Raw genomic sequence first — 1,850 nt, 5'->3', positions numbered from 1 at the left:
AGGAGCTAAGCTCCTTAATCTTGACTAAAAAAGTGGAATCTAAATCGAATTATCCGATTTAGATTCCACTTTTTAGAGACTTATGTCACAGCCTCTTTTTGTGTTAAATTCTTCTACATTGCGCCTCTTACGTTCAATCCAGTTTCATCCATGGCGTTCAAAAATTGGCGCGTTTCTTCCACACTTAGATGGCCAGGAACCGATGAGCGCTTTAAATCCGCGTAGGTCATCACGCTGTGAAACGTATGACCGGCGATGCGTGTGGCAGTGCCCTTTGGCCCAAGTGCAATCGTACTGATTGGTTGGTCAATTTTCTCGCTGACAGTCAGATTGGCAGACATCAAGTTAAGAACGTCTTGATCGTTTTGTGGCATTGTCGTGAGTTTCAAAAAGTTAGTTTGTTCTCGCGCTAAATGGGTTAAAATTTGGACTAAGTGGTCGTAATCTGGCGTATTTTGGATGCTGTAGTAACTCCCTAATGTTAGGACTTGATTGACGCGGGCCAGATTTGCTAGTTGCTGGCGGATTGGTGCAGGGCGCGACCAATTAATTTCCACTGCGTTTGCGGTGTGGCTGGTAATGAGTTGACTGATTAATTGCTGGTAGGCAGCATCTGAAACGGTTTGATGGCCACCTTCGCTGGGATTACGCAGCGAAACGATGAGTGGCAGATCCCCCAGAATATTGTGTAATAGATTGGCGGTTTCACGGATTTTTTCCGAATCATTGATTTCATCAAAGTAATCTAAACGCCATTCGACGATATCTGCAGAAGTGGTCAAAATTTGGCCAGCAAACGCAACGATTGCTAGCGGATCACTTTCAGTAATGGAGACACAGATTTTTGGGACCCCCATCCCAAGGTGTAATTTTTTTAATTTTAGTGGTTTCATTTTCTATCTCCCAATAGTTAAAAATGTTAACATTCTCATTTTTAAACTTAGCATTCATTAGGCGGTAAAACAAGGAATTCGTACTATTAGTAACCTAAATTAATTGTTTGAGAAACGAATAGATGAGAAAATGGTTAGCGAACTACCGTGGTATACTTAATTCATGAATTTACAGAAATCGGGTGGCTTATTTGGAGACAGATGCACAGTTAGAAGCGGTACGTCAATTCACTAAGGAACGAATGGCAGATGATGAAACCGGACACGGTTTTGATCATATTCAGCGCGTGGTTAATAACGTTAAGTTGTTGTTGGCACGAGAAACGGGCGCCAATCAATTAGTTACAATTAGCGCGGCCTATTTGCACGATGTCACGGATGATAAATTAGTGGAAGACGTGACGGCAGCAACGAATGAGTTGAAGTCGTTTTTGACAAATACGGGATTTGATGACGATCAAATTGATGAAATTGTCTTTGTTATCGAAAACATGTCATTCAGTAAGTCACTCAATGGTGGCACCCCCAAAGCACTTCCTATTGAAGGTCAGTTGGTACAAGATGCCGATCGCTTGGATGCGATTGGGGCGATCGGAATTGCCCGGGCAATTTATTTTGGTGGGCATTTTGGAGAAAAAATTTATGATCCCGAAATTGCGCCCCGAGAAGTGATGACTAAGGCGGACTATCGCGATTTATCAAACGAAACGATTATTAATCATTTCTATGAGAAGCTCCTCAAGTTGAAGGATCGCATGAACACGAAGGCTGCCAAAGAAATTGCGGCTGGCAGGCAGCAAACCATGTTGCAGTTCCTCGATGACTTTAAGGCGGAGTGGCAGGGAACAAAATAAACAAGAAAGAGGCTGTGACATAAGTCTCTAAAAAGTGGAATCTAAATCGGATAATTCGATTTAGATTCCACTTTTTTAGTCAAGATTAAGGAGCTTAGCTCCT

General features: G+C 42.3%; 2 protein-coding genes. One reads left to right on the top strand and one right to left on the bottom strand.

Going from position 1 to position 1,850, the window contains the following annotated elements:
• Positions 1-113: 113 nt before the first annotated feature.
• Positions 114-893, bottom strand: a complete 780-nt coding sequence (aroD, locus tag LOSG293_RS09740; protein WP_051907293.1) for a type I 3-dehydroquinate dehydratase — start codon at positions 891-893, stop codon at positions 114-116.
• Positions 894-1,084: 191 nt separating this feature from the next.
• Here aroD and LOSG293_RS09735 point away from each other — a divergent pair, with 191 nt between their 5' ends.
• Positions 1,085-1,747 (top strand): HD domain-containing protein, encoded by a 663-nt coding sequence (locus tag LOSG293_RS09735; RefSeq protein ID WP_034529852.1) that lies wholly within the window; start codon positions 1,085-1,087, stop codon positions 1,745-1,747.
• The last annotated feature ends 103 nt before the right edge of the window (positions 1,748-1,850 follow it).

It is taken from the genome of Secundilactobacillus oryzae JCM 18671, assembly GCF_000740055.1.
Classification (GTDB): Bacteria; Bacillota; Bacilli; order Lactobacillales; family Lactobacillaceae; genus Secundilactobacillus; species Secundilactobacillus oryzae.
The sequence above is the reverse complement of the archived record's forward strand: the minus strand, read 5'-3'. Positions and strand labels throughout refer to the sequence as shown.